This is a genomic window from Pseudomonas cremoris, assembly GCF_014230465.1.
The window spans coordinates 89705-115509 of sequence record NZ_JAAXCY010000008.1 but is presented as its reverse complement, the minus strand read 5'-3'; the positions used below and the strand labels follow the sequence as shown (position 1 = coordinate 115509).

The 25805-nt window shown below is 60.6% G+C and carries 26 protein-coding genes; 11 read left to right on the top strand and 15 right to left on the bottom strand.

Features of this window, described 5'->3' with window-relative positions:
• Positions 1 to 321: 321 nt before the first annotated feature.
• Both arcD and HF257_RS20490 read left to right on the top strand, forming a co-directional pair.
• Positions 322 to 1749 (top strand): arginine-ornithine antiporter, encoded by a 1428-nt coding sequence (gene arcD, locus HF257_RS20495; RefSeq protein ID WP_185708021.1) that lies wholly within the window; start codon positions 322 to 324, stop codon positions 1747 to 1749.
• Complete coding sequence (locus HF257_RS20490; protein WP_185708019.1) at positions 1746 to 2609, top strand: DNA-3-methyladenine glycosylase family protein; 864 nt, start codon at positions 1746 to 1748, stop codon at positions 2607 to 2609. Before arcD ends, HF257_RS20490 begins: the two co-directional genes overlap by 4 nt.
• 120 nt (positions 2610 to 2729) lie before the next feature.
• Here HF257_RS20490 and HF257_RS20485 read toward each other — a convergent pair whose 3' ends face one another.
• The 7 genes from HF257_RS20485 to HF257_RS20455 form a co-directional block, all read right to left on the bottom strand.
• Positions 2730 to 4079, bottom strand: a complete 1350-nt coding sequence (locus tag HF257_RS20485) for a CoA transferase (RefSeq protein ID WP_185708017.1) — start codon at positions 4077 to 4079, stop codon at positions 2730 to 2732.
• A 40-nt stretch (positions 4080 to 4119) separates the two neighbouring features.
• Positions 4120 to 5463 (bottom strand): sensor histidine kinase, encoded by a 1344-nt coding sequence (locus tag HF257_RS20480; RefSeq protein WP_185708015.1) that lies wholly within the window; start codon positions 5461 to 5463, stop codon positions 4120 to 4122.
• A 67-nt stretch (positions 5464 to 5530) separates the two neighbouring features.
• Positions 5531 to 5995: an LTXXQ domain protein gene (locus tag HF257_RS20475; protein ID WP_185708013.1), complete on the bottom strand. Its 465-nt coding sequence runs from the start codon at positions 5993 to 5995 to the stop codon at positions 5531 to 5533.
• Between the two features lie 252 nt (positions 5996 to 6247).
• Entirely contained in the window at positions 6248 to 6925 is a 678-nt protein-coding gene (locus tag HF257_RS20470; protein WP_185708011.1) for a response regulator transcription factor, read from the bottom strand.
• 7 nt (positions 6926 to 6932) lie between these two features.
• The gene (locus tag HF257_RS20465) at positions 6933 to 7340 is read right to left on the bottom strand and encodes a translation initiation factor 2 (RefSeq protein ID WP_185708009.1); all 408 of its coding nucleotides are present in this window, start codon (positions 7338 to 7340) and stop codon (positions 6933 to 6935) included.
• 106 nt (positions 7341 to 7446) lie between these two features.
• A complete protein-coding gene (locus HF257_RS20460) occupies positions 7447 to 7746 on the bottom strand; it encodes a YciI family protein (RefSeq protein ID WP_015885584.1) in 300 nt (99 codons plus the stop codon).
• Between the two features lies 1 nt (position 7747).
• Positions 7748 to 8344 (bottom strand): septation protein A, encoded by a 597-nt coding sequence (locus tag HF257_RS20455; protein ID WP_185708007.1) that lies wholly within the window; start codon positions 8342 to 8344, stop codon positions 7748 to 7750.
• A gap of 87 nt (positions 8345 to 8431) precedes the next feature.
• Here HF257_RS20455 and HF257_RS20450 point away from each other — a divergent pair, with 87 nt between their 5' ends.
• From HF257_RS20450 to arfB, 8 genes are all read left to right on the top strand, one after another.
• On the top strand, positions 8432 to 9295 hold the full coding sequence (locus tag HF257_RS20450; RefSeq protein ID WP_185708005.1) for a PHP domain-containing protein: 864 nt from the start codon (positions 8432 to 8434) through the stop codon (positions 9293 to 9295).
• Positions 9296 to 9308: 13 nt separating this feature from the next.
• Positions 9309 to 9938 (top strand): L-threonylcarbamoyladenylate synthase, encoded by a 630-nt coding sequence (locus tag HF257_RS20445; protein ID WP_185708208.1) that lies wholly within the window; start codon positions 9309 to 9311, stop codon positions 9936 to 9938.
• A gap of 120 nt (positions 9939 to 10058) precedes the next feature.
• Complete coding sequence (locus HF257_RS20440; protein WP_177325347.1) at positions 10059 to 10757, top strand: segregation and condensation protein A; 699 nt, start codon at positions 10059 to 10061, stop codon at positions 10755 to 10757.
• 12 nt (positions 10758 to 10769) lie between these two features.
• On the top strand, positions 10770 to 11702 hold the full coding sequence (gene scpB, locus HF257_RS20435) for an SMC-Scp complex subunit ScpB (protein WP_185708003.1): 933 nt from the start codon (positions 10770 to 10772) through the stop codon (positions 11700 to 11702).
• A 303-nt stretch (positions 11703 to 12005) separates the two neighbouring features.
• Positions 12006 to 13217, top strand: a complete 1212-nt coding sequence (rluB, locus tag HF257_RS20430; RefSeq protein WP_010208149.1) for a 23S rRNA pseudouridine(2605) synthase RluB — start codon at positions 12006 to 12008, stop codon at positions 13215 to 13217.
• A gap of 584 nt (positions 13218 to 13801) precedes the next feature.
• The gene (locus tag HF257_RS20425) at positions 13802 to 15223 is read left to right on the top strand and encodes an amino acid permease (protein ID WP_185708001.1); all 1422 of its coding nucleotides are present in this window, start codon (positions 13802 to 13804) and stop codon (positions 15221 to 15223) included.
• A 105-nt stretch (positions 15224 to 15328) separates the two neighbouring features.
• Positions 15329 to 16012, top strand: coding sequence for a pentapeptide repeat-containing protein (locus HF257_RS20420; RefSeq protein ID WP_185707999.1), 684 nt, complete (start codon positions 15329 to 15331; stop codon positions 16010 to 16012).
• A 12-nt stretch (positions 16013 to 16024) separates the two neighbouring features.
• The gene (gene arfB, locus HF257_RS20415; protein ID WP_185707997.1) at positions 16025 to 16438 is read left to right on the top strand and encodes an alternative ribosome rescue aminoacyl-tRNA hydrolase ArfB; all 414 of its coding nucleotides are present in this window, start codon (positions 16025 to 16027) and stop codon (positions 16436 to 16438) included.
• On the opposite strand, the gene HF257_RS20410 is transcribed toward arfB, so the two are convergent.
• From HF257_RS20410 to HF257_RS20400, 4 genes are all read right to left on the bottom strand, one after another.
• Positions 16435 to 17631 carry an MFS transporter gene (locus tag HF257_RS20410; protein WP_185707995.1) on the bottom strand — a complete coding sequence of 399 codons (1197 nt, stop codon included), beginning with the start codon at positions 17629 to 17631 and terminating at the stop codon, positions 16435 to 16437. The two genes, arfB and HF257_RS20410, sit on opposite strands and share 4 nt — an antisense overlap.
• A gap of 104 nt (positions 17632 to 17735) precedes the next feature.
• Positions 17736 to 17906: a hypothetical protein gene (locus HF257_RS20405; RefSeq protein WP_185707993.1), complete on the bottom strand. Its 171-nt coding sequence runs from the start codon at positions 17904 to 17906 to the stop codon at positions 17736 to 17738.
• Between the two features lie 74 nt (positions 17907 to 17980).
• Positions 17981 to 18109: a hypothetical protein gene (locus HF257_RS33455; RefSeq protein WP_256581662.1), complete on the bottom strand. Its 129-nt coding sequence runs from the start codon at positions 18107 to 18109 to the stop codon at positions 17981 to 17983.
• A gap of 159 nt (positions 18110 to 18268) precedes the next feature.
• Complete coding sequence (locus tag HF257_RS20400) at positions 18269 to 18580, bottom strand: DUF962 domain-containing protein (protein WP_185707991.1); 312 nt, start codon at positions 18578 to 18580, stop codon at positions 18269 to 18271.
• A gap of 162 nt (positions 18581 to 18742) precedes the next feature.
• On the opposite strand from HF257_RS20400, the gene HF257_RS20395 reads away from it, so the two are divergent.
• Positions 18743 to 19801 carry an AraC family transcriptional regulator gene (locus HF257_RS20395; RefSeq protein WP_185707990.1) on the top strand — a complete coding sequence of 353 codons (1059 nt, stop codon included), beginning with the start codon at positions 18743 to 18745 and terminating at the stop codon, positions 19799 to 19801.
• Here HF257_RS20395 and HF257_RS20390 read toward each other — a convergent pair.
• The 4 genes from HF257_RS20390 to HF257_RS20375 form a co-directional block, all read right to left on the bottom strand.
• Positions 19758 to 21212 (bottom strand): TrkH family potassium uptake protein, encoded by a 1455-nt coding sequence (locus HF257_RS20390; RefSeq protein WP_185707988.1) that lies wholly within the window; start codon positions 21210 to 21212, stop codon positions 19758 to 19760. The two genes, HF257_RS20395 and HF257_RS20390, sit on opposite strands and share 44 nt — an antisense overlap.
• A 274-nt stretch (positions 21213 to 21486) precedes the next feature.
• The gene (locus tag HF257_RS20385; RefSeq protein ID WP_185707986.1) at positions 21487 to 22830 is read right to left on the bottom strand and encodes an imelysin family protein; all 1344 of its coding nucleotides are present in this window, start codon (positions 22828 to 22830) and stop codon (positions 21487 to 21489) included.
• Between the two features lie 127 nt (positions 22831 to 22957).
• The gene (locus HF257_RS20380) at positions 22958 to 25009 is read right to left on the bottom strand and encodes a putative bifunctional diguanylate cyclase/phosphodiesterase (protein WP_185707984.1); all 2052 of its coding nucleotides are present in this window, start codon (positions 25007 to 25009) and stop codon (positions 22958 to 22960) included.
• A 183-nt stretch (positions 25010 to 25192) separates the two neighbouring features.
• Complete coding sequence (locus HF257_RS20375; RefSeq protein WP_017125974.1) at positions 25193 to 25789, bottom strand: superoxide dismutase; 597 nt, start codon at positions 25787 to 25789, stop codon at positions 25193 to 25195.
• Between the last annotated feature and the right edge of the window lie 16 nt (positions 25790 to 25805).

Genomic DNA, 25805 nt, shown 5'->3' with positions numbered 1-25805 from the left:
GCGATGGATATCCTCTGAAAGGCGCTTGCCAGAGCGCTCTCTCAATTTGTGGTTAATCATTTAGTCAGGGCTATGGACGTTTGAAGCTAGCCCGTTTTTTCGGATGTGCAAACTTTTTGAACAATGTTTCACCAAGGCGCTATAAGGGCGGGGGCAGGGCAGTATTTAAAATCTAAATAAGCCTAAACTTTATAAACTGACATGCCATTAGGTTATGAGCGTGTCTGTTTTATCGCCTTCTCTAATAAACGCTACACTCGATGAGTTAATTAGTTGAGTGCACAGTTGTCGGCTCAAATTGTTATTTATCCAGGAGTCTCCATGTCCCAACCCGCCCAGAAGCTTCGACTCAGCGCCTTGATCGCCCTGGTAGTGGGGTCGATGATCGGCGGGGGAATTTTTTCCCTGCCGCAGAACATGGCCGCACGTGCCGAAGTAGGTGCGGTACTGATTGGCTGGGGGATCACTGCCGTGGGCATGCTGACGCTGGCGTTTGTGTTCCAGACCCTGGCCAACCGCAAGCCCGAATTGGATTCCGGTGTGTATGCCTATGCCAAGGCGGGCTTTGGCGACTACATGGGTTTCTCATCGGCCTGGGGCTACTGGATCAGTGCCTGGATGGGCAACGTCGGTTACTTCGTGTTGCTATTTAGTACGCTCGGCTACTTTTTCCCGGTGTTCGGCCAGGGCAATACGCCTGTGGCAATCGTCTGCGCGTCGCTTCTGTTATGGGCCGTGCATTTTCTGGTGATGCGCGGGATCAAGGAGGCGGCGTTCATCAACCAGGTCACCACCGTGGCGAAGATCGTGCCGCTGCTGATGTTTATCGTGATCGCCGCCGTGGCGTTCAAGGCCGATATCTTCACGCGTGATATCTGGGGCCTGGGCAATCCGAACATGGGCAGCGTGGTGGACCAGGTGCGCCATATGATGTTGGTCACCGTCTTCGTGTTTATCGGCATCGAGGGTGCCAGTGTCTATTCGGCGCGGGCCGAGAAACGTTCGGATGTGGGCCGCGCTACGGTGATCGGGTTTCTTGGCGTGCTGGCGTTGTTGGTGTTGGTGAATGTGCTGTCCCTGGGGGTCATGAGCCAGCCGGAACTTGCGCAATTGCAAAACCCGTCACTGGCGGGTGTGTTGGAACATATCGTCGGGCCATGGGGCGCGATGCTGATTAGCATTGGGCTTGCGGTGTCGTTGCTGGGGGCCTTGCTCTCATGGGCGCTGCTATGCGCCGAGATTCTTTACGCCACCGCCCACGACAAGACCATGCCCGCGTTTTTGAAGAAGGAAAATGCCAACCAGGTGCCGGTCAATGCCCTGTGGCTGACCAATGTGATGATCCAGGTGTTCCTGGTGATTACGCTGTTTTCGCAAAGCACCTACACCACGCTGATCTACCTCGCATCGTCGATGATTCTGGTGCCGTACCTGTGGTCGGCGGCGTATGCGGTGCTGTTGAGTGGGCGTGGCGAAACCTACGAAGGCGCCCCGCACCGGCGCATGAAGGACCTGCTGGTTGGCCTGATCGCCCTGGGTTACGCCGTGTGGCTGCTATACGCGGGTGGCTTGAAATACTTGCTGCTGTCGGCGTTGTTGTATGCGCCGGGCGTGATCCTGTTCGCCCTGGCCAAGCGTGAGCAGGGCCAGCCCTTGTTTACCCACATGGAAAAAGGCATTTTCAGCTGCGTAGTCGCCGGCGCAGGGCTGGCGGCGTATGGGTTGTACAGCGGGGTGTTGTCGTTGTGAGACTGGCATTTGCGCCGCCTTATGACTGGGCGGCGATGATCGGTTTTTTGTCTGCTCGGGCGATCAGTGGGTTGGAGACGGTCGAGGCTGGCGTGTATCGGCGCAGCATCAGCGTGGGGCAGCAGCATGGCTGGATCAGTGTGACGCTGGGGGCGGGCGATTGGCTGGATGTCGACGTTGAGTTTGCGAACCCAGCGGCCTTGCCCGAGATCGAGCGGCGGTTGCGCACGATGTTTGATCTGGACGCCCAGCCGCAATTGATCAACCCACAGCTGGCGACGGACCCGTTGATGGCGCATTTGGTCGCAGCGCGTCCTGGCTTGCGCGTGCCCGGCACCTGGGACGGTCTGGAACTGGCGATTCGCGCGGTACTGGGCCAGCAGATCACGGTGGCGGCGGCGATTCGCCTGGCGGGAAAATTAGTGGCGCAGTATGGCCAGCCGCTGCAAACGCCACATGCCGGCATCACCCACGTATTCCCGACACCCGCGGTGCTGGCAGCAGCGGACCTGGCGACCCTGGGCATGCCCAAAGCGCGGGGCCGCACCTTGTCCGGCGTCGCCCAGGCGCTGTTGGATGATCCTCAATTGTTTGAACCCAAAGCCAGCCTCAAAGAGGGCGTGGCACGCTTGGTGGCATTGCCGGGGATTGGCGATTGGACGGCGCAGTACATCGCCATGCGCCAGATGCGCGAGGCGGATGCGTTTGCGTCGGGGGATATCGGCTTGATCAACGCGTTGGTGGCGTTGGAGGGCGGGCCGGTGTCGTCGCGGCAGCTGTCCGCCCGCGCCGAGGCGTGGCGGCCGTTGCGCGCGTATGCGGCGCAGCATTTGTGGACGTCACTTAGCCGGGGAGATTGATAGTGGCTATATTGGCCTCTTCGCGAGCAAGCCCGCTCCCACACTGACTGTGTTCACAATTCATAATGTGTGAATTCAGTCGATGTGGGAGCGGGCTTGCTCGCGAAGGCGATCATCAGGTCACCACTGAGCCCGATGCGACCCCAATTCCCCCGCCGGCAAATCCCACTGCAACGGCGTGCCGCTGATGGTCAATGGCGCCAACAACCGATGAGCCGGCCCCCAACTGGTTTGCTCCACCACCAACCCCTGATCGCCTGCTGCTTCTGCCCGCAATACTGGTTGCTCGGGCACTTGCCCAGCTTCCACCAACAACGTCGCTGTACGCGCCAACGACAAACGTGCCGATCCGCCTCGGCCGCTCTTCAAGCGTTCACTCAACGCCTGGATCGCACTGGCCGCCATCAGATACCCGGTGGCGTGATCCAGTGCCTGCAACGGCAGCGGCACCGGTTTATCCGCCTGTTTCCAGGCCATGCCCGCGTCGGCAATCCCGCTGCTCATCTGCACCAGGCTGTCGAAACCCCGGCGATTGCGCCATGGGCCGCTCCAGCCATAGGCATTGAGGCTCACGTCGATCAGGCCGGGGGCAATCCGCTGCAGTTCGTTGGCGGTGTAGCCCAGTTGTTCGAGGGCGTCGGCGCGGTAGCCGTGGAACAGGATGTCGGCGTCTTTCAACAGCTTTTCGAAAACCTGGCGGCCTTCGGGGCTTTTCAGGTCGAGGCGGGCGCAGCGTTTACCCAGGGTCATCTCCGGCACCACGCCGGGTTCGTTCCAGGTGGGAGAGTCGATGCGCAGTACATCGGCGCCCAAGCCCGCGAGGAAGCGGCTGGCCACGGGGCCGGCCAACACGCGAGTCAAGTCCAGCACCTTGATCCCCGCCAGCGGGCGTGCCGCAGAACCGAGCCAGGATTTGTCGGTAGTGGTCGCATAGGTTTGGCGCTGCACCAGCGCTTCGGCATTGACCGCCAAGCCTTGCGGATGAGCTTGCCAGGCCTGCCACGAACGCATCTGCGCCGCGCAACCGCCCTCATCGACAATCGCTTGCTCCAGTTCGGCGGCATTCCATGGGGCAACCTTGCTGGCCATTTCGGCACGGTCGGCAACCTTGCCCAGGACTCGCTCGGCAGCGGCACGGTGATGGGGTGCGTTGGTGTGCAGGCGAATCCAGCCATCGGCGCAGGCGTAGTCGCCGGCCACCGGGTCCCACAGGGGTGGGGTTTGCCAACCTACCGGACGAATCGAGGATGAGAACCAGAAAGACGCGAGACGTCGGTCGACACTAACGTTCGGCAAACGCCCAGTCTGCTGCTGAATCAACTGGGCCACGGCCTGGCCTGCAGCGCCGAGAGTGGCGCTGGCCAGTTCGGTAACGGCGAAGGTCGAGGGCAAGGCACCGGCTTCGGTTGTGGCGAGAGGTGTGTGCGGTAAATCGAGTGCGGCTTGGATGGGTGTCAGCAGGTCAGTCATCAAAGGCCCTCCGTTAGAGAAGGGCCACTATAAAAGATCATCAGGCCGGTGTGACAACCCCTGGCTCCAACGGCAGGTCGATACTGGCGATAAAACCGCCCTCGGGATGGTTGGCCAGGATCAGGCTGCCGCCATGGCGCTCAGCGGCGCGCCGCGCAATCGCCAGGCCCAGGCCGTGGCCCTGCGCGGTCTGGCCGGGGGCGCGATAGAACGGCTCGCCCAGTTGGTTCAGGTGTTCGGCTTCAACACCGGGGCCGTGGTCACGCACGCTGATCAGGATACGTTCACCTTGGCGCTGCGCCTGGAGCTCGATTGCCTGGCTCGGCGGGTTGAAGCGTTGGGCGTTACGCAGCAGGTTATCCACCGCCCGTTCGATCATGGTCGGCCAGCCCTTGAGGTGCAGGCCGGTTTCGGTGGTCAGTTGCACCTTTTGTTCCGGTGCGCCGAGCAAGGCGTCTTTTTGCAAGGTCTTGAGCAGTGGGTTGAGGTCTACCTCCTCGGCGCTGGCGTTGTCGGCGTCGACGCGCGCCAACACCAGGATTTCGCTGATCAGTGCTTCCAGGCGATCACATTCGCGTGTCAGGCGCGGCCAGAGTTTTTCCCGTTCTTCGGGGCTGGCGCGTTCGGCCAATGCCAAGGCGATGCGCAGACGAGCCAGGGGCGAACGCAGTTCGTGGGAAACATCGCGCAGCAACTGGCGCTGGCTGCTGATCAGGCTTTGCAGGCGTGCGCCCATGCGGTTGAAGTCGGTGGCGAGCACACCGAACTCATCGCGGCGGTTAGCCAATTGCGCCAGGCTGTTTTGTTGGTAGGTCGCTTGCCCAAGGTCATGCACTGCGCCACGCAAACGGCTGAGTGGACGGGTGATGGACAGCGTCACCAGCAAACTGAACAGGGTCAGCACCACCAGGGCAATCGCTAGCGCACTCAGCGGCCAGAGCAGGCTGTTGCGGTGCCAGGCGTCCAGTTCCGGGTGGGGGATGCGGTAGATCAGCAGGTAGGTGTCGCCAGTTTTTTCGCTGGTGTACTCGGCGGTCAGGCGGCGCCAGGGCAAGTGGCTGTCCTTACTGTCATTTTGACGGGCTTCAAAGGCCGCCGCGCGGCGCGGGAAGGTGCCGCGCACCACCGGATCGCCGCTTTCGTTCAGTACTTGCACGTCGATGTGGTATTGGCGCTTGCGCTGTTGCAGCAAGTCCTGGGCGGCGTCCTCGCCTTGGGTTTCGTAGAGTTGGGTCCACTCTTCGGCAAGGTTATTGAGGCCGGGGTGACGGCTGAGAATCCAGGCATCTTGATTCAGCATATGCCCAAGCAGGATCGACAATCCGGCAACCAAGGCAATAGCCAGCCAGAAACTGGCCAGGATCCGCCAGAACAATGAACGCACAGGAAACCCTCAAACAGGAAAAGCCCAGCGGCGTTGGCCACTGGGCTGGGGAAGTAAAACTAGATCATTATTGCGCTTTTTGCGGTTGCTGGGCTTTCCATGCCTGGAATTCCTTCCACTCAGCGCGGCGCTCGGCTTGTTTCTTGACGATCTCGTCGAATTTCTTCTGTTGATCGGGTTTCAGCACGGCGCGGATGTCAGCCTGGGTTTTCTGCTTGCCGGCAGCGATCTCGTCTTGCATGGCTTTCTGGTCAGCGGCTGGCAGTTTGTCCAGGTACTTTTTGACCAGGTCTTTGCGAGCGTGCCATTGGTCACCCATCAGCTTGCCGATTTGCTGGCGCTGTTCGCGGCTCAGGTCCAGTTGGCTGAATGGGCCGCCTTTACCGCGCGGGCCGTGTTCACCGCCGTGTCCCGGGCCACCCATCATGTGACCTTCAGGGCCACCCATCGGGCCTTGGCCATCGGGCATTGCAGCCATGGCAACGGTAGGCAGGGCAGCGGCGAACATCAAAGCGATAAGGGTCTTGCGCATGGTGATTCTCCTGTCTCTATTCCGGTGAGTCCGGATGTGAGTAGATTACGGAGATCAAGGTCAGCGGCGGTCAGGTGAGCGTAAAGCTTGGGTAAAGAGGGTTTTGATCGAGGCTGACAAAACTTTCAGTGTTTAGCTATTCAAATGTGGGAGCGGGCTTGCTCGCGAATGCGGTGTGTCAGTCGCTGCAAATAGTGGCTGATCTATCGCATTCGCGAGCAAGCCCGCTCCCACAGGGATTTTGTAGCGTGTTCAGAGGCTGTAGTAGTAGCCACGGCTGCGCAGGGCGACGATCCGTGGTCGGCCATCCGGGTGCGGGCCGATCTTCTTGCGCAGGTTGCTGACGTGCATGTCCAGGCTGCGATCGTAAAGGGTGAGCTTGCGGCCCAAGGCGATCTGCGCCAGTTCCTGTTTATCCAGCGGCTCGCCAGGCTGGCGCAGCAGGGCCTCTAGCAGGCGACTTTCGGAGACGGTGAGGGCGAATTCCTGCTCGTCGATGCTGACCACGCCGCGCACCGGGCTGAAACACAAATCACCCAGCTCAAGCTGCGTAGACACGGCAGCCGGATGGCTGCGGCGCAAGACGGCGCGCAGGCGGGCGGTCAACTCCCGCGGGTCGCAGGGTTTGGCCAGATAATCGTCGGCGCCGAGTTCCAGGCCGAGGATGCGGTCCAGCGGCTCGCCACGGGCCGAGAGCATCAACACCGGCAAGTCGGGGTGATCGGTGCGCAATTGCTTGAGCAACTCCAGGCCGCTGCCATCGGGCAGCATCACATCGAGCACCACGGCGGCAGGCGCACTGTCAGCCAGCGCTTTACGTGCGCTCAAGCCATCATGGCAGGCGCGAACCTGGAAACCTTCCTGGCCCAACCAACTGCTCAGCAGCTCACAGAGCTCCTGGTCATCATCTATCAGTAACAGCTCGCTCATGACTCACTCAATTTAGCCATTGTCGACGGCGACGGTGCCCACCGCTGGCGAAGATTCCGCACAGCAAGGCGATCAGCGCGACGGCCCCACCGGTGACAAACCATTGCTGTTGCTCGGTCAGCCACTGGGTCAAGGCGCCACCCTGTGTATCTTTGAGTTGCTGGGCCAGGCGTTGGTTCTCTTGGCGAAGGCGACTCAATTGTGCGCTTTCGCGCGTAGCATCCGCGCTTTGTAGTTGCTTGCCCAATTCTTCACGAAGGCGTTCGCTCTCTTTCAAGCGTTGCTGCAATTCGGAGATCTGGCTGCCGGCACTCAACGACAGGGGCGTCGAATTGCCGGTGTTCGGGGTTTCTTCAGCGTGGGCCGTAGCCCCGATCGTTAACACTGCCAACAGACACAACTGACGTAAGCGCATCGGAACTCCTGATTCCACACGAATATTCAGAACGTTGTCGGCAGGTTACCGAGAATAATGAGCAATTAGGAGCGCGCCGAACCGATTAGGTTCAGCGCGGCTGCATTCAAGGCAGGACTTGCTTGAACGGCTTGATCACGACATCCGCGTAGACGCCGGCCGCCACATACGGATCGGCCTTGGCCCAGGCTTGGGCATCGGCGAGGGAAGCGAACTCGGCGACGATCAGGCTACCGGTGAAACCGGCGTCGCCTGGGTCGTTGCTGTCTACGGCAGGGTGCGGGCCGGCCAGTACGATGCGGCCTTCAGCTTGCAGCTGCTTGAGACGCTCGACGTGGGCCGGCCGTACACTCAGGCGTTTTTCCAGCGAGTTGGCAACGTCAGTGGCAATGATTGCGTAGAGCATGTCAGTCCTCGGTTTTTGGCGTAGTAGGGTCGGTGTCATGCAGGTGGCGCGACAGGTAGATACCCTGGCCGACCAGGAACAATACGGTCATGCCCAGGCTACCGAAGACCTTGAAGTCGACCCAGTAGCTCTGGAAGGTGAATGCCACGAACAGGTTGGCAGCGCCGCAGAAGATGAAAAACACGATCCAGGCCACGTTCAGGCGCGTCCATACCGGCTCGGGCAGGGTCAACGCGTGGCCCATGATCCGCTTGATCAGCAGGCGATCGCCGATGAAGTGGCTGCCGATGAACGCCAGGGCGAACAACCAGTTCACCACCGGGGCTTTCCATTTAAGGAAGGTTTCGCTGTGGAAGGCCAGGGTCAGGCTGCCGAAGACCAGGCACGCGACCAGGGTCAGCCATTGGCTTTTTTCCAGTTTGCGCTGGGAGATGAAGATGGCGCCGTAGACCACCACGGAGCTGATGATCAGTACGGCAGTGGCGCTGTAGATGCCCCCGAAGGTCAGCTCATGGCCGGCCAGGTCGATGACCCTGGGGTCGAGTTTGTAAACGATGAAAAACAGCAACAGCGGGATGAAGTCGATGAATTGTTTCACAGTAAGAGCCAGAAGCTGGATGTGGCGGCATAATAACAAACATCCTTGGTAGCGAAAGCGCCAGCTGACTTGAGGTTACACACTCCCGTGAATGTTGATTTGCACTGCCACAGCACGGCCTCCGACGGCGCCCTGGCGCCCGCGGTACTGGTTGCGCGAGCGTTTGAACGAGGCGTGCGAGTCCTGGCGTTGACCGACCACGACACCCTCGAAGGCCTCGACGAAGCCCGGGTTGCGGCCCGCAGTCTGGGTATGCAGCTGGTCAACGGCGTGGAATTGTCCTGCACCTGGGGCGGCGCCACTATTCATGTGCTCGGCTACGGTTTCGATCAAACGGCCCCACCCTTGGTGCAGGCCATTGCCGATCTGCACGATGGCCGCTGGTTGCGGTCCGAAGAAATAAGTCGAAAACTCAGCCTTAAAGGCATGCCCAATGCCCTCGACGGCGCCCGTGCCATCCAGCAGGAGCTGGGCGACAGCGGCAACGCGCCGGCCCGGCCGCACTTTGCCGATTGGATGGTGCGTGAAGGTTTTGTTAAAGACCGCGCCGAAGCCTTTCGCAAATGGCTGGGCGCCGGCAAGTTGGGCGATGTAAAGCAACACTGGCCGACGCTTGAAGACACCGTCGAGACCTTGAGGGCCTCCGGGGCCTGGGTCAGCCTGGCGCATCCCTGGCATTACGATTTCACCCGCAGCAAGCGTCGCAAGCTGATCAGCGACTATATTGGAGCGGGTGGCCACGCTATCGAGGTGGTCAACGGGCACCAGCCCGCCGAACAGGTCGGCAGCCTGGCGATTCTTGCCCGCGAATTTGGTCTGCTGGTCAGCGCCGGCAGTGATTTTCATGGCCCAGGTGGGTGGTCCGAAATCGGCGAGTATCGCCAGGTACCTGAAGACCTGCCGCTTTTGTCGGGGCGATTCAAGCATGACCCCATTACTGCCACCGTCTGAACAGGTAGAACACGTGAGTCAATTCTTCCAGATTCATCCGGAAAACCCTCAGGCGCGCCTGATCAAACAGGCCGTGGAGATCATCCGTGCCGGCGGCGTGGTGATCTACCCAACCGATTCGTCCTACGCCATTGGTTGCCAGATCGGCGACAAGAGCGCGGTGGAGCGTGTACGACGCCTGCGTCAGTTGGACGACAAGCACAACTTCGCACTGATCTGCAGCGACCTGTCCCAGCTCGGGCTGTTCGCCAAGGTCGACACCGGCACGTTCCGCCTGCTCAAGGCCCATACGCCAGGGCCCTACACCTTTATTCTCAACGCCACCCGCGAAGTGCCGCGCCTGTTGTTGCACCCGAAAAAACGCACCATCGGCCTGCGGGTGCCGGAGCATCCCATCGCCCTGGCGCTGCTCGAAGAGCTGGGTGAGCCGCTGATGAGCGTGTCGTTGATCATGCCCGGCGACACCGAGCCCCTGGAAGACCCGTACGAAATGCGCCAGCTCCTGGAAAAACAGGTGGACCTGATCATCGACGGCGGCTTCGGCGGCGGCAAGGCTTCTACCGTGATCAACCTGGCCGACGGCGAGCCAGAGGTGATCCGTGTGGGTTGCGGCGACCCGGCTCCGTTCATGGTCGAGGCCTGAATGTCGGCCGTGGAAACCGTCGACAGCCAGGCGGGCGCCCAGCAGGAACTGCCGTTTGCCATGGTCTACGGCCAGGCCGTGCTGGAAATGCCGCTGGACCTGTACATTCCGCCGGACGCGCTGGAAGTCTTCCTGGAAGCCTTCGAAGGTCCGCTGGACTTGCTGCTGTACCTGATCCGCAAGCAGAACATCAACATCCTCGATATTCCCGTAGCGGAAATCACCCGTCAGTACATGGGCTATGTCGAGTTGATGCAGTCGGTGCGCCTGGAACTGGCCGCCGAGTATCTGGTGATGGCTGCCATGCTCGCCGAAATCAAGTCGCGCATGCTGCTGCCGCGCTCGGAAACAGTAGAGGCGGAAGAAGACGACCCGCGCGCCGAACTGATCCGCCGCCTGCAAGAATATGAGCGCTTCAAGGCTGCGGCCGAAGGCATCGACGGCCTGAGCCGCGTCGGTCGTGATGTGGTGGTGCCCAAGCTCGACGCACCCGAGGCCCGCGCTCGTAAGTTGTTGCCGGATGTGAGTCTGGAAGAACTGCTGATGTCCATGGCCGAAGTGCTGCGCCGTGGCGACATGTTTGAAAGCCATCAGGTCAGCCGCGAGGCGCTGTCGACCCGCGAGCGTATGAGCGATGTGCTGGAACGCCTCAAGGGCGGTGGTTTCGTGCCGTTTGTCGAGCTGTTCACCAAAGAAGAAGGGCGTCTGGGGGTGGTGGTGACCTTTATGGCGGTCCTCGAACTGGTCAAGGAGTCCTTGGTCGAGCTGGTCCAGAATGAGCCTTTTGCGGCTATCCACGTGCGGGCGCGAGCCGAATAAAGAGCTGAATCGATGAATTTGACTGAACCCCGCGAACTGGCCCCGCTGCTGGAGGCCTTTCTTCTGGCCTCGGGTAAACCCCAATCCCTGGAGCGCCTGTTCGAACTCTTTGAAGAAGCCGAGCGCCCGGAACCGCCAGTGTTCAAGAAGGCGCTGGAGATCCTGCGCAAGTCTTGCGACGGTCGCGCCTTTGAACTGCGCGAAGTGGCGTCGGGTTATCGCCTGCAGATTCGGGAAAAGTTTTCGCCGTGGGTCGGCCGGTTGTGGGAAGAACGCCCGCAGCGTTATTCGCGGGCAATGCTGGAGACCATGGCGCTGATCGCCTATCGCCAGCCGATCACGCGGGGCGAGATCGAGGATGTGCGGGGGGTGGCGGTCAACAGCCATATCGTCAAGACGTTGCTTGAGCGCGAGTGGATCCGCATCGTCGGCTACCGCGACGTGCCCGGCAAACCGGCGATGTTTGCCACTACCAAGGTATTCCTCGATCACTTCAACCTGAAAAACCTCGACGACCTGCCGCCGCTGGCCGAACTGCGCGAGATGGAAGCCGAGCCGGTGCTCGACTTCGACGACGCGCCGGTGCCGGCAGGTTTGCAGGAACTGGCCGATGCCAGTGCCGAGCCGGAAGAGCCGAAGGACGAGACCAGCTTCCACACATTGCTGCTGGAACTGGATGACATGGAGCAAGGGATCAAGACTGATTTTGATGACTTGCTGCGTGACGGTGCGGCTGGGTTGCAAACCGAGGAAAACGTTGAGTCAGAGCCAGAGGCTGAACCTGAGCCCGAACCTGAGGAAGACATCCTCGGCGTGGCCGAAGCCCGCGAAAAACTGCTGGCCGCTGTCGCAGCGTTGGAACAGCCGCCCCTGAGCGACGAAGAAGACGAAGCCCGCGCCCTGGCCGAAGCCATCGAAGCCGAACGCCGCCAGTTCGAAGACTGACGCGGTTCGGCAAACACTGACGAACCCCTGTGGGAGCGGGTTTGCTCGCGAAAGCGGCCTATCAGTTGGCTTATGTGGTGACTGACACACCGCATTCGCGAGCAAGCCCGCTCCCACATGTTGACCGCTGTGGGCCATCGGTCGGCGCAAAGCAGGTGACTTGACCTTTATCGACTACTCTCTGATGCGCAACGCGCGCCATGCGCGTATGATTCGCGACCCTTTGCCGACCTATTCGGCCAAAGCCCCGCTTTCAACACTCTTCAGGCCACGCCTGAATCGACCCACCGGGAGGTGCTTAAGATGAACGACAAAGACCAGAACGACAGCCAGGAAATCGGCCCAGCAGGCGAAAAGCTGCAAAAGGTGCTGGCGCGTATCGGCGTGGGCTCGCGCCGCGACGTCGAAGCCTGGATCACCCAGAAGCGCATCAAGGTCAACGGCGTCGAGGCTACCCTCGGCCAGCGCGTCGACCTGCACGATGCAATCACCATTGATGGCAAGGTCATCAAGCGTGAAGAGGCCGCCGAATCGGTGCGCCGCGTGATCATGTACAACAAGCCTGACGGCGAGATCTGCACCCGTGACGACCCAGAAGGCCGTCCGACCGTGTTCGACAAGATGCCCAAGCCTAAAGAAGGCCGCTGGATCAACATCGGCCGCCTGGACATCAACACCACCGGCTTGCTGATGTTCACCACCGACGGTGAACTGGCCAACCGCTTGATGCACCCGTCCTACGAGATGGACCGCGAATACGCCGTGCGTGTTCGAGGCGAAGTCGATGACGAGATGATCGAGCGCCTCAAGGCGGGCGTAGTGCTGGAAGACGGCCCGGCCAAGTTCACCGACATCAAGCAAGCACCCGGTGGCGAAGGTTTCAACCACTGGTACCACTGCGTGGTGATGGAAGGCCGTAACCGTGAAGTACGTCGCCTGTGGGAGTCCCAGGGCCTGGTGGTCAGCCGCCTGAAGCGCGTGCGTTTCGGCCCGGTGTTCCTGAACTCCGACCTGCCGATGGGCCGCTGGCGCGAAATGAGCCAGTACGAAGTCGACATCCTCAGCGCCGAAGTCGGCCTGACGCCGGTCGCCATGCCGCAGATGAACGCCAAGAGCAAAGACAAGCTTGAGCGTATGCAGCGCAAATCGTCGCGCCCTGTGGCGCGTACCGAGCGTGTTGCCCGCACTCTGCGCCCGGCGCTGAATGCACCGGCAACCGGCGGTCGCATCTCCCGTGAGCCGCAGATCGAAGGTGAGCGTCGTCCAACTGCGCCATCGCGTCAGGAAGGCGAGCGTGCTCCACGTGCGCCACGTCCGGCTCCGGCGGGTGGTCGCAGCAATCGTGGTGAGGCGGATCGCCCAGCCGATAACGCCAGCACCAAGCGTCCAGCCAAGCCCGCGGCAAACAAGCGCCCTGGCCCGAAACTGGTCGCAGACGAGCCGTCGGGCAAGCGCCGCGGCGCGCCGGCCGGTTCCGGTCAGCGTCCTGGTTTTGGTCGCAAGAAGCCGCAGTGATAATTTGATCGCGGCATAAAAAACGCCAACCCTCGGGTTGGCGTTTTTTTTTGCATTGGAATACGGTCAAAAACTGTGGGAGCGGGCTTGCTCGCGAATACGGTGTGTCAGTCGAAATATCTGTGACTGACCCACCGCTTTCGCGAGCAAGCCCGCTCCCACAGGTGATCTCCAGTGTCTGTAACGTCTGTGTTCCGCCGTGTAACGAATATTTTACGAGTTGGTCGTGTGTTTATTGAGGGGCGTGATGCTGTAAGGATTACCTGACAGTTTTCACCCGCGACGACAGGACTCGGCCTGAAGCTTTCTAGCGTGTACAATGCGCCGCGTTTTACTGTGACCCTCCTTGCGTATCCACGCAAAAGGCCAAGACCTCAGGGTTTACCTTCCCTGATCACTCCGCCTGGCCACGAGCCTGGCGGGTTCGATTTCGTCACAGATAAAAACAAACAGGTGACGCATGACCGTTAGAAAAACGCTGTATTCCTGGTGCCTGCGCTGGGGTTTGAGCGGCGCTGCTTGAGTCGAGACTCACGGCAGCCACGTGCATTCAACATCATCAAACCTTGCGTGAGACCCTTTTCATGAGTGGACCCCATTCCTCTTCAGGCGAGCTGAAACGCGGCCTGAAAAATCGTCATATCCAGTTGATCGCCCTCGGTGGCGCCATCGGTACCGGCCTGTTCCTGGGCTCGGCCGGGGTGCTCAAGTCCGCTGGCCCGTCGATGATCCTGGGTTATGCCATCTGTGGCTTTATCGCCTTCATGATCATGCGCCAACTCGGCGAAATGATCGTCGAGGAGCCGGTGGCCGGCTCCTTCAGCCACTTTGCCCACAAGTACTGGGGCGGTTTCGCTGGCTTCCTGTCGGGCTGGAACTGCTGGATCTTGTACATCCTGGTGGGCATGTCGGAGCTGACGGCCGTTGGTAAGTACGTGCACTACTGGTGGCCGGAGATCCCGACCTGGGTCTCGGCAGCCGCATTCTTCGTGCTGATCAACCTGATCAACCTGGCCAACGTCAAAGTGTTCGGTGAGGCCGAGTTCTGGTTCGCCATTATCAAAGTCGTGGCCATCGTCGGCATGATCGCGCTGGGCAGCTACCTGCTGGTCAGCGGCAGCGGCGGCCCGCAAGCGTCGGTGAGCAACCTGTGGGAGCACGGCGGCTTCTTCCCCCACGGCGTGGGCGGATTGGTGATGGCCATGGCGATCATCATGTTTTCCTTCGGCGGCCTGGAGATGCTCGGTTTTACTGCCGCAGAGGCTGACCAACCGCGCACCGTGATTCCGAAAGCGATCAACCAGGTGATCTACCGCATCCTGATCTTCTACATCGGCGCCCTGGTGGTGCTGCTGTCGCTGACGCCCTGGGATAGCCTGCTGGAAACCCTCAACGCTTCCGGCGATGCCTACAGCGGCAGCCCGTTCGTGCAAGTGTTCTCCATGCTGGGCAGCAATACCGCGGCGCACATCCTCAACTTCGTGGTATTGACCGCGGCGCTGTCGGTGTACAACAGCGGCACCTACTGTAACAGCCGCATGTTGCTGGGCATGGCCGAGCAGGGCGATGCGCCTAAAGCGCTGGCCAAGATCGACAAGCGTGGCGTGCCGGTACGCTCTATCCTCGCCTCGGCGGCAATCACCTTGGTGGCTGTGCTGATGAACTACCTGATCCCGCAACACGCGCTGGAACTGCTGATGTCGCTGGTAGTGGCCACGCTGGTGATCAACTGGGCGATGATCAGCTTTTCCCACTTCAAGTTCCGCCAGCACATGAACCGCACCGGCCAGGTGCCGTTGTTCAAGGCGCTGTGGTACCCGTACGGCAACTATGTCTGCCTGGCGTTCGTGGCGTTTATCCTGGTGATCATGCTGATGATTCCTGGCATTCAGGTGTCGGTGTACGCGATCCCGGTATGGGTGGCGTTCATGGCGGTATGTTATGGCATCAAGAACAAGCGCAAGGCCAAAGCAGCACTGAGCACAACGGCGACGGTTCTGGAGTAGGAGCTTTCCCGTAAACAAACAACCCGGCGCTTTGCCGGGTTTTTTGTTGGCGCGGGCAGGTTAGACTCGCGCCTCGTTTACATTTGTTCCTGGCTCGGAGGCCCCATGCAGCATACCGATATCGACGGCGGCACCTTGCGACGCGACGAGCTGGAAGACTTGATCGACCGGCACAGCGGCCCCTTGCGCCTGATTGGCGTCGACCTGAGTGGTGCCGATCTGTCGCGGATGGTGCTTGAGCACTGGGTCTTCGAACGCTGCATCCTGGTCCAGACGTCCTTCCTCGGCTCGCGCCTGGAGGGCACCCAGTGGAAAAGCTGCCGCGCCAGCCACGCCATTTTCGAAGCGGCCAACCTGCTGGAAGCGCAATTCCACAGCTGCGACCTGAACAACACGCGTTGGCAGCGCAGCAAACTGCCCCAAGCGAGTTTTGAGCACTGCAAGCTGACCGGCGCCAACTTCACACATTGCGCATCCCTGGGGCTGAGTTTCAGCGAAACCCGACTGAACAGTGCCTTCCTGTCCGGGTTGTCGTTTGCCCGGACTGTGCTGAACAACCTGGACTTCTCCGACAGCGACTTGTCGGACGCTGACTTTCGCAAGGCTGAGCTGATCGACTGCAGCCTGGCCCACGCCCGTATCAACGGCGCTAATTTCGCCGGTGCCGACTTGCGTGGCGCAGATTTGAGCGGGTTTCGCCTCAATGATGCCAAACTGTTCAAAGGCGCCGTGATTTCCAAAGCCCAGGCGTCGATGTTGCTGTCCGAGTTGGGCTTGTCCGTTGCCTAAGGTTTTTGATTGATGCTGGTGATTTCCAACAATGTGCACCTACCCGATGCCGAGATCGAGCTGACCGCCATTCGCGCCCAAGGCGCGGGCGGGCAGAACGTCAACAAGGTGTCGAGTGCGGTGCACTTGCGTTTTGATATACCGGCCTCGTCGCTGCCGGAGTTCTACAAGGAGCGGCTGCTGGCGCTGCGGGACAGCCGCATCACCAGTGACGGTGTGTTGGTGCTCAAGGCCCAGCAATACCGGACCCAGGAGCAAAATCGCGCGGATGCGTTGGAGCGCTTGGTGGAGTTGATCATCAGTGCCACCAAAGTGGAGAAAAAGCGTCGGCCGACCAAGCCAACCCTGGGCTCGAAAAAGCGCCGGCTCGAATCCAAGACCAAGCGCGGTACCATCAAGGCCGGGCGCGGCAAGGTAGACTTCTAGTCGCCGCGTGCCTCGCGAGCTTTAGGCGCCTGGCGATACAGGTATACGCTCAGCAACAGCCCACCCAGGGCGCTGAGGGCCGCGAACAGGAAGATCGACGCAAAGCCGAAGCCTGACGCGACGGCTCCGGCCAGCGGCCCGGTGATCCCCAGCGACAAATCGATGAACAGCGAATAAGCCCCCACTGCCGCGCCTCGGCTGGATGCAGGCACCAGGTTGACCGCCTCCACGCCCAGCGCCGGGAACACCAGGGAAAAACCAAACCCACTCAGCGCCGCACCGGCCAGGGCCAAGTTGGCATCCGGCGCCAGCCACAACAGCAGCAGGCCAAGCACCTCAACCGACAAACAGGCAATGGCGACCCGGAAGCCGCCAATACGGTTGATCAGGTTGCCGAACAGCAAGCGCGCGCCGATAAAACTGGCGCCGAACAGGCTCAGGGCCCATACCGCGTTTTCCCAATGCTGGGTGGTGTAATACAAGGTGATGAAGGTGGCGATGGTGCCAAAGCCGATCGAGCCCAGCGCCAATGCGCAACCGTGGGGCAATACCCGGCCCAGCACGTTCATGAACGGCAGGCGCACGCCGGCAACAATCGGAGCGGCGACTTTGTTCCAGGCCAACAGCAGGCCAACGATCGCCAGCAAGATGATGCTGACACCCATGCTCCACAGCCCGAAGTTGCGCACCAGCAGCACACCCAACGGCGCGCCGACGGCCAGGGCGCCATAACTGGCGATGCCGTTCCAGGAAATCACCTTGGCGGTGTTTTCCGCACCCACGCGGCCAATGCCCCAGCCGATGGCGCCAGACCCCACCAGGCTTTCTGCGCTGCCCAGTACCAGGCGCCCGACCAGCAGGCTGCCCAGGCTCACCGCCGGCAGGCTGGAAAACCACGCCGCCAACAGCATGAACACGCCGCTCAGGCCACAGCCCGCGAGGCCGATCAGCACTGCGCGCTTGCTGCCCAGATTATCGATGATCTTGCCGGCATACGGACGGCTGAGCAGGGTGGCCAGGTATTGCACGCTGATCACCAGCCCGGCAATCACGGCGCCATAGCCCAGTTGGCTGTGGACATAACCCGGCAACACGGCCAGGGGAATGCCGATATTCAGGTAGCCGATAAAGGTAAACAGCACGATGGAAACGACTTGCAGCGTGACCGCTAGGGGGCGCTGGGTATCTGGCATGGGAGAGGTCCACTGTCGCAGCAGGTAAAGATAGGCTGCTAATGATACCGGCGCTTTGGCCGGGCCGGGCGGCTAAAACTTAAAAACTGTCGATCAAAAACGCATCAGGCTTGCGCGGGGGCCAGCAATTGGGTGGTAACCAGGGCGGCCAGGGCGTTTTCCTGTGTACCGAAGCGCTTGAGCAACAGGGCTTGTTTGTCCGCGCTGAGGCGGTTCCAGACGTCGACCATCTGTAACGCAGCGTCGAGTACGGCAGTATCTGGGGTGTCGGTCATGGCGGGGGGCTCGGTTCATTCAGGCAGTGTGGAAAGCGCTCAAAACTGCGCTTTCCACACGGTCTGGTACGGCGTCAGTCCTGGCTTTCGCTGTCGACTGGTTTTGCTTCTTTGGCCTCAGGCTGCTTGTCGCTGGCCTGCTGCGGTGTTGGCTGCTCTGTAGGGTGCAGGCTTGGGAAGGGGAGATTAGGTATCTCGTGCATCGTCGTCGCTCCTCGCAAGGTCTGTTTTTTCAATCGCAGGTGATTCCGCGCTCTCAAAAAGCCTTGGCAGGATACAGCACTGCAAATGACAAAAAGAATTTTATGTCGGCGGATGTCGGAACTTTCATTCTTTAACGCAAGTGACACGAGGTCACAGGGCTAGAAAGGTACCTTGCCGAGGATCATGTCGCGGTACATCACGAAATCCCCCAATAAGCTGTAGAACGGGTGCTTAAACGTTGCTGGGCGGTTCTTTTCGAAGAAGAAGTGGCCAATCCAGGCAAAGCTGTAGCCGGCAATCGGCACCGCCAGCAGCAAGCCCAGCGAACCCCGACCAACGGCATAGGCCAAGATGCCAATCACCAGCGTGGTCCCGACAAAATGCAGGCGTCGGCAGGTGCTGTTGCCGTGCTCACTCAGGTAATACGGGTAGAACTCGGCGAAGCTGTTGAATTGTTTGACGTTTTCCACGGTAGCCGGCCCTTTCATTGTTGTGCCGCCCAACAGATGTTCGGCGGGGAGCTTATTTGAGTCTAGAGTGATCAGTGGTAACAGCCAGTGACAATAGATGCCACTTTAGTATCCTTGGCTTTCCTGGCTGCCGTTTTAAGCCTGCTTTATTAAGAAGACGCCATGAGCGAGAGAACAACTTCTGCAAGCTGGGCGATGGGGATAGTCAAGGCATTGGAAATGGACGGCCTGGATTGCCGGGCGCTGTTCAAGCAACTGGGCCTGGACTATGCCGCCCTGAAGGACCCCGATGCGCGGTTTCCGCAAGACTCCATGACGCGCCTCTGGCAGCGTGCGGTGGAGCTGTCGGGCAACCCGGCGATAGGCCTGAACATGGGCAAGGTAGTGCGCCCGGCATCGTTTCATGTGGCGGGTTATGCGCTGATGTCCAGCAACACGCTGGCCGAAGGCTTTATGCGCCTGGTGCGCTACCAGCGGATCATCGCTGAAAGCGCCGACCTGAGTTTCCGCCTTTTACCCGAGGGCTATGCGCTGATTCTGACGGTGCATGGCGACCACCTGCCGCCCACCCGGCAAAGTGCCGAAGCTTCACTCGCCAGCGCGTTGGCACTGTGCGGCTGGCTGACAGGGCGCACCCTGCAACCGCGCAAAGTCGTGTTGCAAGGCGAGCAACCGGCGGACCTGGCGCCGTATAAACAAGCGTTCCACGCGCCGCTGGAATTCAATGCCCCCTATGACGCGCTGATTTTCGAACGCGCCGATATGGACGCGCCGCTACCTACGGCCAATGAGGCGATGGCGCTGCTGCATGATCGATTTGCCGGGGAATACCTGGCGCGCTTCTCGGAAAGCCGCGTGACCCATAAGGCACGCCAGGTGTTGTGCCGCCTGCTGCCCCAGGGCGAGCCCAAGCGCGAAGTGGTGGCCCAGACGCTGCACCTGTCCCAGCGCACCCTGCAACGGCGCTTGCAGGAGGAGGGCACCAGCTTCCAGACCCTGCTCGACGACACCCGCCGCGAACTGGCCGAGCAATACCTGGCGCAGCCCAGCATGACCCTGTTGGAGATTGCCTACCTGCTGGGCTTTGCCGACCCGAGCAATTTTTTCCGCGCGTTTCGCCGTTGGTTCGATGTCACGCCCGGCGAGTACCGGACGCGATTGCTGGAAGCGTCGGCGGTCAGTGGCGCCAAAACGCCGGGATGCACAGCACAAACACCGTAATGATCTCCAATCGACCCAGCAACATGCCGAACGACAGGATCCACTTGGCCGCATCCGGCAGGCTGGCGAAGTTGCCGGCCGGGCCGATGGTTTCGCCAAGGCCCGGGCCGACGCCGGATACCGTACTGGCAGCGCCGGTCAGTGCGGTCATCCAGTCCAGGCCCAGCAGCGACAGGGCCAGGGCGATGGCGCAGATGGTGATGGCGAAGAAAAACGAAAACGTCAGGATCGACCGTACGATCTCTTCATCGAGACGGTGGCCGTTGTACTTCTGCTTGATCACCGCGCGCGGGTGAATCAACTGGTTCAAGTTGGCCTTGAGCAAGATATAGGCGACCTGGAAGCGGAAGATCTTGATCCCGCCTGCGGTAGAGCCCGAGCAGCCGCCGACAAAGCCGAGGTAGAAGAACAGCATCAGTGAGAAGTTGCCCCAGATGCTGTAGTCCCCCAGTGCAAAGCCGGTGGTCGTGACGACCGACGTGACGTTCACTGCCACGTGGCGCAGCGCGTCCAGCCAAGGCAAATCTGTGGTCCACCAATACCAGGTGCCGAGCACCAGCCACGTCACGACCAACAAACCGAGCAGCCCTTGTACCTGTTGGTCCTTGATCAACGCCCGGCGGTTACCGCGCAAGGTGGCGACATACAGGGTGAACGGCAAGCTGCCGAGGATCATCACCACCACCGCCACCCAGTGCACCGCCGGTTGTTTCCAGTGGGCCAGGGACTCATCGGAGGTGGAAAAGCCGCCGGTGGAAATCGCCGACATCGCATGGTTGATCGCGTCGAACAGGCCCATGCCGGCCCACCAGAACGCCAGGCTGCCGAGGATCGTAATGCCCACGTACGTCGCCACAATCAGCCGCGCCACCATGTGCGAGCGGGGCATGACTTTTTCCGAGCGGTCCGAGGATTCGGTCTGGAACAGGCGCATGCCACCAATGCGCAGCAACGGCAGGATCGCCACCGCCATGCCGATAAAGCCAATGCCGCCGAGCCAGTGCAGCAGCGAGCGCCACATCAGGATGCCCGGCGACATGCTGTCCAGCCCGCTCAATACGGTGGAACCGGTGGCGGTGATGCCGGACATGCTTTCAAAAAACGAGTCGGTGTAGCTGATGTGCTGGGTCAGCAAAAACGGCAAGGCGGCGAAGATACACACCACCACCCAACTGCTGACCGTCAGCAGGTACATGTCCCGGGGACGCAGGTGCACGTGTTCAGGGCGACCGGGAATCACCAGCGCCAGGCCTGCGATAAAGGTGATCAGGCTGGCCCACAGGAACGAGGGCAAGTCGCGGGTGCGTTCGAAGAACACCAGGGTGGCCATAGGCACGACCATGGCGATCGCGAGGGTGATCAGGAAGATGCCGATGATGAAACCGATGATGCGTAGGGTCGGCAACGCCATGAAGTTCGCTCGAGATAGGGCAGAGGCGCCATTCTACCTGGGGTGTGGGGCATGTAAACCGAAGCTAGAAGTCGCCACAGGTCAAATGTGGGAGCGGGCTTGCTCGCGAACGTGGTGGATCAGTCGATGGATTAGTTGACAGACACACCGCATTCGCGAGCAAGTCGAATCGTCGCACCGCCGCTCCCACATGGGTTTGTGGTGTTTGTTTGACGGGGGAAAAGCAGGCAAAAAAAAGCGACCCGAAGGTCGCCTTTTTTCAACTCGGCACTGATCAGAACTCGTGATCAGCGTTATCCGGGTTCAGGTCACTGATGCCCAGCTTGCCTGCGGCGGCTTCGATCGAACCGGTCTGCTTGACCAGTGCGGCGATGGCGTCACGTACGATCTGGTTGCCCGCGTCGTTGCCGGCAGCGATCAACTGGTCGTAGTGCTCACCCTTGTTGGCGTGATCAACCATGACCTGGATCTTTGCTTCGGTCGCGGCCAGGTCGGCTTTGAGCGCGTTGTCGGCAGCCGGGTCAGCCTTGGCAACCAGGGAGGACAGGCTGGCGCCGGTCATCTTGGTGCCGTCGGTGCGGGTGTACTCACCCAGGTAGACGTTGCGGATGCCCTTGGCGTCGTAGAAGTGCGAGTTGTGGGTGTTGTCGCTGAAGCAATCCTGTTCGTCTTCTGGCGAGTTGGCTTCCAGGGAAACCTTCATGCGCTCACCGGCCAGTTCGCCCAGGGACAGGCTGCCCATGCCAAACAGCATTTTACGCAGGCCGTCGGTGGCAGGTTCTGCCTCCAGGGTAGCGCGGTAGTTGTCGTCGACGTTGGGTTTCCAGTTGCCGACCATTTCTTCCAGGTCGCTGACCAGCAGTTGGGTCACGGCGCTCAGGTAGGCGCGGCGGCGCTCGTTGTGGCCGCCAGTGGCGCCGTCGCCGGTGAGGTAGTCCGACGCAGGGCGGTTGCCGGCACCAGGGCCGGTACCGTTCAGGTCTTGGCCCCACAGCAGGAATTCGATGGCGTGGTAGCCGGTGGCGACGTTGGCTTCGGAACCGCCCAGCTCGTTGAGGCTGGCGAGTTTTTCCGGGGTGATGTCTTTCACGTCCACCTTGTCTTCGCCGACCTGGATCTCGGTGTTGGCGATGATGTTGGCTGTCGCGCCTGGGTTACCCAGAGCGTGTTCGTAGGACTTGTCGACGTAGTCGATCAGGCCTTCGTCCAGTGGCCATGCGTTCACCTGGCCTTCCCAATCGTCGATGATGGTGTTGCCGAAGCGGAACACTTCGCTCTGCAGGTAAGGCACGCGGGCGGCGATCCAGGCAGTGCGGGCGGCTTTCAGTGTTTCGTCGTTCGGCTTGGCGAGGAACGCGTCGATAGCGGTTTGCAGGGTTTTCGCGGTGGACTCGGCGTCGCTGTAGACCGCGAACACCATGTCTGCGTAATGCGCAACCACAGCCTTGGCGGCTGCTTCGTCGACCTGGCCGGCAGGGGTGGCAGCCGCTGGAGCGGTAGTGCTGGCAGCCGGGGTCGGCGCCTGAGGCGCGGCGGCCTTGTCTTTACCTTCGCCGCAACCGGCGAGAGAAATGGCAATGGCCAGCAGACTGGCGGTGGCCAGGGGCATACGAATCATGGCGAACATCCTGCTTCGGTTGTTGATGGGGCGCGCGGGGGAGCGCAAAAACTGCGACATAATGCGAAAGATTTGCATTTTGTGTAAAGAGTTATACGAGGGAAATATTTAGTATCGGTTTGTTCTGTCAGAGAATGGCTGCGTTATTGCGCTCCGCCTGCTTCAAAAAAGCGGCCAGCTCCCGAGCCTGCAAGGGTTTGCTGTAGTGGTAACCCTGACCTTCGTGGCAGCCTTCGGAGACGATGTACGCCTCCTGCTCGGCGGTTTCCACGCCTTCGGCAATCACCTGCATGCCCAGGCTTTTGCCCAACTGGATGATGGCCCGCACGATGGTGGCATCGTCGTCATCGTCCAGCAGGTCCTGGACGAAACTCTTGTCGATCTTGATCTTGTCCAGGGGCAGGCTTTTCAGGTAGCTCAACGACGAATAGCCAGTACCAAAGTCGTCAATCGCGATCAGCGCCCCGGAGCGACGCAGGCTCAGCAGGTGCTGGGCGGCTGTGCTGATGTCTTCCATCAGGCCGGTTTCGGTGACTTCCAGTTCCAGGCTGCGCGGCGGCAGGCGGTAGATCTGCATCAGGTTATTGACCACCCGCGGCAACTCGGTGTGGTGCAACTGCACGGTGGACAGGTTGACGGCCATGCGCAGGTCGCTGAAGCCTTGGTCGTGCCATTCGCGCAATTGGCGGCAGGCCTGGTCAAGCACCCATTCGCCAATGGCAATGATGGTGCCGTTCTGCTCCGCCAGCGGGATAAACAGGTCTGGGGGTACCAGGCCATGTTCCGGGTGCTGCCAGCGGATCAGCGCTTCGACGCCCACGACATGGTGGTCGCGGTAGCTGATCTGCGGTTGGTACACCAGGTGGAACTGGTTGCGGCTGAGGGCGTCGCGCAGGTCTTTTTCCAGTTCGCGGCGGCGGCGCATCTCGCTGTCGACGCTGGCGATATAGAACTGGTAACGGTTGCGCGAACGGGTCTTGGCCAGGGTCATGGTCTGTTCGGCTTTTTGCAGCAACTTCTCGGTGCTGTCGCCATCTTCCGGGAACAGGGTGATGCCGATGGTGGCGCGCAGGCGGATGCCTTCGTGGTCGAGGGGAAACTCCGCTTCCAGGTCATCGAGAATGCTTTGCGCCAGTTCGGCGGCTTCGTAGGGCTGGTCGATATCGGCCTGTACCAGGGCGAATTGGTCGCCGCCCAAGCGGGCCAGGGCGCCGAGGCGGCCGCTATGGGCGCGCAGGCGATCGGCCAGGGCCAGCAGCAATTTGTCGCCGGCCTGGTAGGTAAACTGTTCGTTGACGCTCTTGAAGTCATCCAGCCCCACACACAACACCGCCACGCGGCGTTGCCGGCGACCGGCGTCGGTCAGGATCTTGTCCAGTTGCTCCTGCAATTTCTGACGGTTCGGCAGGCCGGTGAGAAAGTCGTATTGAGCCATGCGCAACAGGCTGCTTTCCGCTTCATGGCGCAGGTGGGTGTTGCGCTCGATGGATTCGAGCAACTGGTTGGCGGTATTGATCCAAATCCCCAGTTCGTTGCGCTCGTGGCCCTTGAGCTGGGGGATCTTGTGTTCACTGGGCCGGTCCGGGTTGATCGACGTCAGGTGCTCGATGATCCGCGACAGTGGTTTGGTCAACAGCCAGTGATAGACCAGGTACAGCACCAGGCCCATGGCCAGTGCGCGCAGCACCCCCGAAATGAAGATGATCACTGAATTGACGATAAAGCCCTGGCCATAAGTGGCCGTGTCCAGGGTGATGCTCAGGTCGCCGTAATACTCGCTGTAGGGGCCCTTGCCCACCAGTGGCGTCGTAAAGGTGCGTTCCTGGCCCAGAATAAGGTCTGTCAGCCAGCGGCTGGGGGCCTGTTGCAGCGCGCGGCTTTTTTCCGCGAGCATGGTTTCGTTGGGATGGCCGATGGAGGCCATGCGCACGGCATCGTCCTGGAACAGGCCCTCAATGACCTGCATCCCCATCTCGCGGTCCAGGCTGTAGACGGCCTGGGTCGAGGGGTCGCGAAACATGTCGAGGATGCGCTGGGCATCACCGGCCACGGCCTGGCGCGTCTTATAGGCATCGAAAACGATCTGCGCCACGCTCAGCGCTACGCCCACTACCAATGCCGACAGCAGCACAACCCGTAGCAACTTCACCGACAAGCTGTTTTTGAGTTCCAGCTTCAAAGGGTCATTCCTTGTTCCATGCGGGTAGCCTCAATATGCCATGAGTATTGGCAATCCCGTGATGCCAGTCAAAGGGACATTCTTGCGATTACTTTCTGGAAGTTGGCAGGGCGATCAGCTTTGACGAATCGCGCCCATGAAAAAGCCCGGCAAAGGCCGGGCTCTTTCTACTGCAAGCGGTGCTTAGGCAGTGAAGGTCTTGCCTTCGAACTGCTCAGCCACGAACTTCCAGTTGACCAGGTTCCAGAACGCTTCCACATACTTTGGACGCACGTTGCGGTAGTCGATGTAGTAGGCGTGTTCCCAGACGTCGCAGGTCAGCAGCGGGGTGTCGCCGCTGGTCAGCGGGTTGCCGGCGCCGATGGTGCTGGCCAGGGCCAGGGAACCGTCAGCCTTTTTCACCAGCCAGCCCCAACCGGAACCGAAGGTGCCGACGGAAGTCTTGGTGAATTCTTCCTTGAACTTGTCGAACGAACCGAACGCAGCGTTGATGGCTTCAGCCAGCGCGCCGGTAGGTTGACCGCCGGCGTTTGGCGCCAGGCAGTTCCAGTAGAAAGTGTGGTTCCAGACCTGAGCGGCGTTGTTGAAGATGCCGCCCGAGGAAGACTTGACGATTTCTTCCAGGGTCTTGCCTTCGAACTCGGTGCCAGGCACCAGGTTGTTCAGGTTCACGACGTAGGTGTTGTGGTGCTTGTCGTGGTGGAATTCCAAGGTTTCCTTGGAAATGTGCGGCTGCAGGGCATCGTGTGCGTAGGGCAGCGGCGGCAATTCGAAAGCCATGATGATTCTCCTAATC

Excerpts from the sequence above, each read along its gene's own strand:
- arcD (WP_185708021.1), top strand. The coding sequence starts at position 322 with ATGTCCCAACCCGCCCAGAAGCTTCGACTCAGCGCCTTGATCGCCCTG.
- HF257_RS20485 (WP_185708017.1), bottom strand. The coding sequence starts at position 4,079 with ATGACTGACCTGCTGACACCCATCCAAGCCGCACTCGATTTACCGCAC.
- HF257_RS20475 (WP_185708013.1), bottom strand. The coding sequence starts at position 5,995 with ATGCGCAAGACCCTTATCGCTTTGATGTTCGCCGCTGCCCTGCCTACC.
- HF257_RS20470 (WP_185708011.1), bottom strand. The coding sequence starts at position 6,925 with ATGAGCGAGCTGTTACTGATAGATGATGACCAGGAGCTCTGTGAGCTG.
- HF257_RS20465 (WP_185708009.1), bottom strand. The coding sequence starts at position 7,340 with ATGCGCTTACGTCAGTTGTGTCTGTTGGCAGTGTTAACGATCGGGGCT.
- HF257_RS20460 (WP_015885584.1), bottom strand. The coding sequence starts at position 7,746 with ATGCTCTACGCAATCATTGCCACTGACGTTGCCAACTCGCTGGAAAAA.
- scpB (WP_185708003.1), top strand. The coding sequence starts at position 10,770 with ATGAATTTGACTGAACCCCGCGAACTGGCCCCGCTGCTGGAGGCCTTT.
- rluB (WP_010208149.1), top strand. The coding sequence starts at position 12,006 with ATGAACGACAAAGACCAGAACGACAGCCAGGAAATCGGCCCAGCAGGC.
- HF257_RS20425 (WP_185708001.1), top strand. The coding sequence starts at position 13,802 with ATGAGTGGACCCCATTCCTCTTCAGGCGAGCTGAAACGCGGCCTGAAA.
- HF257_RS20420 (WP_185707999.1), top strand. The coding sequence starts at position 15,329 with ATGCAGCATACCGATATCGACGGCGGCACCTTGCGACGCGACGAGCTG.
- arfB (WP_185707997.1), top strand. The coding sequence starts at position 16,025 with ATGCTGGTGATTTCCAACAATGTGCACCTACCCGATGCCGAGATCGAG.
- HF257_RS20410 (WP_185707995.1), bottom strand. The coding sequence starts at position 17,631 with ATGCCAGATACCCAGCGCCCCCTAGCGGTCACGCTGCAAGTCGTTTCC.
- HF257_RS20405 (WP_185707993.1), bottom strand. The coding sequence starts at position 17,906 with ATGACCGACACCCCAGATACTGCCGTACTCGACGCTGCGTTACAGATG.
- HF257_RS33455 (WP_256581662.1), bottom strand. The coding sequence starts at position 18,109 with ATGCACGAGATACCTAATCTCCCCTTCCCAAGCCTGCACCCTACAGAG.
- HF257_RS20395 (WP_185707990.1), top strand. The coding sequence starts at position 18,743 with ATGAGCGAGAGAACAACTTCTGCAAGCTGGGCGATGGGGATAGTCAAG.
- HF257_RS20390 (WP_185707988.1), bottom strand. The coding sequence starts at position 21,212 with ATGGCGTTGCCGACCCTACGCATCATCGGTTTCATCATCGGCATCTTC.
- HF257_RS20385 (WP_185707986.1), bottom strand. The coding sequence starts at position 22,830 with ATGATTCGTATGCCCCTGGCCACCGCCAGTCTGCTGGCCATTGCCATT.
- HF257_RS20375 (WP_017125974.1), bottom strand. The coding sequence starts at position 25,789 with ATGGCTTTCGAATTGCCGCCGCTGCCCTACGCACACGATGCCCTGCAG.